Here is a 4,619-nt window from a genome sequence, read left to right on the forward strand (position 1 = left end):
TCCATCTCGAAATACAGCCCATCCTGGCTCATCGTGCCGTATCCGGCGGCGCTGCTGTCCAACGTGCGGCCCATGATCTGCGCCGCGACAAAGGACATTTCGGAGACGTCGTCCGTCATCCGCAGCCGGTCACCGAGTTCCAGCAATGCAGTGCGGCGGATATCCGCACGACGCAGCGCGGTGATGTCGCGGCCGACTGCGACCAGCCTCGCAGGCCATCCGTCCTCCCCTGGCAACCGGGACAGGGCGACGTCCCACCATCTTGCCGGGTCGTCGGCATAGGCCCCTTGGACACGGCCCAGATCACCGGCCCGCGCCTGGGCTAGTGCGTCCTCGGCCATTCGACGGGCAGCGCCCTGCCACAGCCCGGCCCATAGACTGCCGGCCGTCAGCGCTGGCTCCGCCGCGCCAGGATTGGCGGTTTGGATATGTCCGTCCAAATCCAGCACGATGATGCTGTCGCGGCTGGCAGTCAGGATCAGCGCATTTAGCGCCATCGTTTCCCGCAATGTCTGCGCGTCATGATGGGGTTTGGTGCGGTCGGTCAGGATTTTGACGAAGCCGAGATGGCCGCCGGCCGGGCTGCGCAGCACCGTCATTTCCCCACGGGCCCAGAAACGGCTCCCATCCCTGCGCAAACGCCAGCCTTCGTGATGAACGCGGCCGGCCTCCAGGCTTCGGCGCATCTCGAAGTTTGGCAGGCGATCCACCTGCGCTTCTGGGGTGAATAGGCGGTCCAGAGTCTGGCCCCGCATCTCGGCTTCGGACCAATCGAACAGTCGTTCGGCGCCCGCGCTCCAGTTCGTCACCCGGCCGTCGGGATCGATTGCGATGATGGCGATGTCGGCCGCGCTGTCCAGGATGGCGCGGTAGCGCTGGTTGCTGGCGATCGCTGTCTCGGTCGGGTCAGCCATGCCGTGTCAATGTTTCCGCGGACGCGATCGAGGGGCGGGTGCAGCAGCCATCTCGCGCGATGTGTTGTGAAGAAGGGGCCACCACCTTATGTGGCGGCTTTCGCATCCGATAGGTCGCGATACCGGGGTGCTGTCGCATCTCGCGCCATCGTGTCTGCGTCGCATCAGAACTGGACCAGCAAATGACAGAGTTTGATCGGGGATGGGAGGCAGCGCTGGCGACCGTCGCCGCCTGGCACGAGGCGAAGGCCAAGCAGATCATGGTGCAAGCCAAACGCTCCCGCTTCCCGAAATCGCTGGAGCAGCAAGCGGAAACCCATCGCTTGTCGGCCGAGGTCATCCCGACGCTGACCCCCGAACCCGGCGATTAGCTTAGGGCGCCATGCGCGGCCAGGTGTCGGACAGGCGGTGGCCGTCGGGCCACGGGTCGGTCGGGTCCAGCATGCTTTGATGCGTGCCGGTGATCCAGGCCCGGCCGCTGATGCTGGGAATGATGCCGGGCTTGCCGCCGATCTCGGTCGTGGCCTCCAACACGCAGTCGAAGCGCGAGCCGATGACGGATTCGCCGATGAACCGGTCGCCCACCTGTAATTGGCCGCGCGCGTGCAGAACCGCCATGCGGGCGGAACAGCCGGTGCCGCAGGGCGACCGGTCCAGCTTGCCCGGGCGGATCGCCACGGCGTTGCGGCCCAGCACGGCTCCACCCTCCTCCGCCAGCGGGGCGGCGAACAGGCAGAACGAAATACGGGCCCAATCCGGGTTTAGCGGATGGGTGAAGCCGAGTTGTTCGGTGGCAGCGCGGGTGATGCGCATGCCCATTTCGGCAATATCGCGCGCTTCGTCCGGCTGTATGGCGAAGCCTAACTTTTGCGCGTCGACGATGACGAAGCTGTCGCCGCCATAGGCGGTGTCGACCGTCAGCGTCCCCAGGCCCGGCACCTCCAGCGGCGCGTCCAGTTTGTCGGCGAAGGAGGGGACATTGCGGACCCGGATCCGCTCCGCCTTGCCGTTGCGGCAGGTTGCTGTCGCCTCGATCAGGCCACCCGGCGCCTCCAGCACGAGCTTGGTCTCCGGCTCCTGCACTGGCAGAATCCCGGTGTCCAGAATGACGGTCGCGACGCAAATGGAGTTGGAGCCGGACATGGGGGGCGTGTCCTCCGGCTCCATGATGATCCAGCCGAGTTGGGCGCGTGGGTCCTTGGCGGGGACCAGCAGGTTGACGTGGCGAAACACGCCGCCGCGCGGTTCGTTCAGCACGAAATTTCGCAGGGTCTGGTCCGCTGCGATGAAGCGCGACTGTTCCCATATGGTGTTACCGGGCGGCGGCAACACGCCGCCGACGATGACATCCCCCACCTCGCCCTCGGCGTGGCAACTGACGATGTGAAGCAGTTTGCTGGTGCGCATGATGCGCCGGCTCCTACACCATTTCCGCTGATGTGCCGAGCCGCAGGGTGGCGTCGGCGAGCGCGTCGTTGATGCGCTGGTCGTGGGTGATCAGCAGGATGGCGAGGCCGTCTTCCTCCGCTAGCGTGCGCAACAGGCGCAGGGCCGCCGCCTGCACCGGGGGGTCCAGGCGGGAGGATGGCTCGTCGGCCACCAGCAGCGCCGGGCGGGTGAGCAAAACGCGGGCGAGGGCGAAACGCTGCACCTCGCCGCCGCTGAGATCGGCCGGGCGGCGGTGCGCCAGATCCGGGTGCAGGCCCAACCGGTCAAGCAACGCCGGCAGGCGCCGCAGGGCGTCGTTACCGCCGGGCAGGCGGGCTAGGTCGGCGAGGCTGTCGCGGACGCGGCGGTGCGGGGTAAAGACGACCGTCGGGTCCTGGTGCAATTTCTGGAACCGGGCTCGATGGGTTTGGATGGTGCGCCGGGTCAGCCCCTGTCCCAGCCATTGGATTTGCCCCGCGGCCGGACGCAGCAGGCCCAACAACGTGTCGCCGAGTGTGGTCTTGCCGCTGCCGCTGGGGCCGAGGAGGCCGGTCACGCTGCCCTCTGCCAGGGCAAGGCCGAGCGGGCCGGCCAACCGGCGGCGCCCATGACCGATGACCAGCGCGTTTGCGGAGGCGATGGTGGCACCTGCTGGTGCGCGCGGTTGTGTGGCCCATTGCGCCGGGTCGGCGGCCAGGCAGGCGCGGGCGTAGGCGGAGCGGGGGCGATACAGCACGTCGGTGGCGCTGCCGTGCTCCACGATGGTGCCGTGTTCCAGCACTGCCACCTGCCCGCCCAACGCGCGCACCACCTCCATATCATGCGTGATGACCAGCATCGCCCGGCCGGCATCACGCAAGTGACGCAGCAACTCGATCAGTTCGTCGCGGCGCTCCGGGTCCAGTCCCTTGGTCGGCTCGTCCGCTACCAGCACGCAGGAGCCGGTTCGCATCGCCAGCGCCGCCAACAGGCGCTGCGCCATCCCGCCCGAGAGTTCGTGCGGCATGCGGCGCACCGCGTCCCGGTCCAGGCCGTATCGGGCCAGCCAAGCGAGCGCGTCCGTTCGGGGCAGATGCGGTGGTGCGAGGCGTAACTGGTCCAGCGCGCGCAGCAGGGGTGCCAGAGCGCTGGTCGGCTCCTGCGGCAGCAGGCACAAATGGCTGTGCCACAGCGCGGCCAGACCGGTCTGGTCGGCGGCAGCCACGGTGCGGTCATGCAGGGTGATGCTGCCGCTGGCCGCCATGCAGTCCGGCAGCAGCCCGGCGATTGCCGACGCGATCAGGCTCTTGCCGCTGCCGGAGGCGCCAATCAGGCACAGGCTCTCGCCCTCTCGCACGTGTAGCGATACGTCGCGCAGCATGGGCTGCCCGTCATGGCGCAGGGCGAATCCGTCCAGGCGCAATCCGGTCATGGCGATGGGTCGCCGGGCGCGTAGGCCTCGCCCAGCAAGGTGGCGCACCATGTGGCGGCGAAGATGCCGAGCGCCGGGGCTGCCAGCATCACCGGCTGATCGCCGAGATAAGGAATGGCCTCGGCGATCATGGCCCCCCATTCCGGCTGCGGCGGTAGCAGCCCGACACCAAGGAAGCCCAGCGCTGCGATGGACAGCAGCGCGTTGCCGAATTGCAGGGCCGAGATGGACACGATGCTGGGGCGTACCGCGGGCCAGGCGTGGCGATGCAGGCGATACAATCGGCCGAACCCTAGCAGCCGGCTCGCCTCCGCATCCGGCCGGCGCAACGCAGCGCGGGCGAGTGGGTGACAAAGCCGGGTGAAGGCCGGCCAGCGGGTTGCGACCAGACTGACCGTCACCATCCAAACGCCGCCGTCGAACAACTCGGTCACCAGCAGCACCAGCAGCAGCGCCGGGCAGGCATAGATCGTGTCGGTGATCGCCAGCAGCGCCCGCTCCGCCGTGCCGCCTAATTCTGCCGCCAGCAGCCCGGCCGCTGCACCCAGCCCGGCGGTGAGGCCGCTGGCCAGCAGCGCCGCGCCCAGGGAGATGCGTGCACCCGCTATCGTCCGCGCCAGAACGCTGCGGCCCAGCGGGTCGGTACCGAGCAGCCACTCGACGGACGGCGGTTGAGATGCTGCGGATAGTGTCTGATGCAGCGGATCCACGCTCAGTAGCGCCGGGCCAGCCAGAGCGACTACCATCAGCAGCCCGGCGATCGACAGCGCAAACCAGGGTGTGTGGCGATGGACGCCGTCGGCTTCGTGACTCATAGGACGGGCTGGGCCGTGCGCAGGCGCGGGTCAACCAGGCGAAGCGCGATG

General features: G+C 68.4%; 5 protein-coding genes. 1 reads left to right on the forward strand and 4 read right to left on the reverse strand.

Going from position 1 to position 4,619, the window contains the following annotated elements; all coding sequences use genetic code 11:
• A partial coding sequence (locus tag GSQ76_RS31200; RefSeq protein WP_216851127.1) for a PAS domain S-box protein occupies nucleotides 1-914 on the reverse strand: 914 nt, incomplete at its 3' end.
• Between the two features lie 182 nt (nucleotides 915-1,096).
• Here GSQ76_RS31200 and GSQ76_RS18085 point away from each other — a divergent pair.
• Complete coding sequence (locus tag GSQ76_RS18085; protein ID WP_158745541.1) at nucleotides 1,097-1,285, forward strand: hypothetical protein; 189 nt, start codon at nucleotides 1,097-1,099, stop codon at nucleotides 1,283-1,285.
• 1 nt (nucleotide 1,286) lies between these two features.
• On the opposite strand, the gene GSQ76_RS18090 is transcribed toward GSQ76_RS18085, so the two are convergent.
• The 3 genes from GSQ76_RS18090 to GSQ76_RS18100 are packed head-to-tail and all read right to left on the reverse strand — an operon-like array spanning nucleotide 1,287 to nucleotide 4,568.
• Nucleotides 1,287-2,321, reverse strand: a complete 1,035-nt coding sequence (locus GSQ76_RS18090; RefSeq protein ID WP_158745542.1) for a trans-3-hydroxy-L-proline dehydratase — start codon at nucleotides 2,319-2,321, stop codon at nucleotides 1,287-1,289.
• A gap of 13 nt (nucleotides 2,322-2,334) precedes the next feature.
• Nucleotides 2,335-3,753, reverse strand: a complete 1,419-nt coding sequence (locus tag GSQ76_RS18095; protein ID WP_158745543.1) for an ABC transporter ATP-binding protein — start codon at nucleotides 3,751-3,753, stop codon at nucleotides 2,335-2,337.
• Nucleotides 3,750-4,568: an ABC transporter permease gene (locus tag GSQ76_RS18100; protein WP_158745544.1), complete on the reverse strand. Its 819-nt coding sequence runs from the start codon at nucleotides 4,566-4,568 to the stop codon at nucleotides 3,750-3,752. The genes GSQ76_RS18095 and GSQ76_RS18100 overlap by 4 nt, the downstream gene beginning before the upstream one ends.
• Nucleotides 4,569-4,619 lie beyond the last annotated feature (51 nt).

This window comes from Acidisphaera sp. L21 (assembly GCF_009765685.1).
Taxonomy (GTDB): Bacteria; Pseudomonadota; Alphaproteobacteria; order Acetobacterales; family Acetobacteraceae; genus LMUY01.

What these genes read in the sequence shown, in the direction of transcription:
- GSQ76_RS18095 (WP_158745543.1), bottom strand. Translation starts at nt 3,753, where the DNA reads ATGACCGGATTGCGCCTGGACGGATTCGCCCTGCGCCATGACGGGCAG.
- GSQ76_RS18100 (WP_158745544.1), bottom strand. Translation starts at nt 4,568, where the DNA reads ATGAGTCACGAAGCCGACGGCGTCCATCGCCACACACCCTGGTTTGCG.
- GSQ76_RS18085 (WP_158745541.1), top strand. Translation starts at nt 1,097, where the DNA reads ATGACAGAGTTTGATCGGGGATGGGAGGCAGCGCTGGCGACCGTCGCC.
- GSQ76_RS18090 (WP_158745542.1), bottom strand. Translation starts at nt 2,321, where the DNA reads ATGCGCACCAGCAAACTGCTTCACATCGTCAGTTGCCACGCCGAGGGC.